The 305-nt window shown below is 60.7% G+C and carries 1 pseudogene; it reads right to left on the bottom strand.

Annotated features, from left to right (window positions below):
• Nucleotides 1–79: 79 nt before the first annotated feature.
• Nucleotides 80–305, bottom strand: a pseudogene (locus NE591_RS14050) (hypothetical protein); the annotation flags it as partial.

Raw genomic sequence — 305 nt, 5'->3', positions numbered from 1 at the left:
TTGAACCTGCTGGAGACCGGGGAAGTACCGCGGGAAATCTAGCTGCAGGGTTCCCTGGGGCGGAGCCGCGGGGTACTGCTCAGTCGCTCAGACAGTCCTCGATGGTATCGAAGGGCACCACTTGACGGTAGACGCGCGGGTGCTGACGCGGGACGTCCTCGAACATGGGCTGCTCGAAGTTCATCTCGCGCACCGAAAGTGCCACGCACAGACCGCACAGAGGCACGAAGATCAGGGGGACGAGAAAAGCCGTTAGCGCAATGGCACTAAATACAGGGCAAGGTAGATGAAGGGAGCGATAGCCG

It is taken from the genome of Adlercreutzia sp. DFI.6.23, from assembly GCF_024462535.1.
Lineage (GTDB): Bacteria > Actinomycetota > Coriobacteriia > Coriobacteriales > Eggerthellaceae > Adlercreutzia > Adlercreutzia rubneri.
This window is presented reverse-complemented; position numbering and strand designations above follow the sequence as displayed.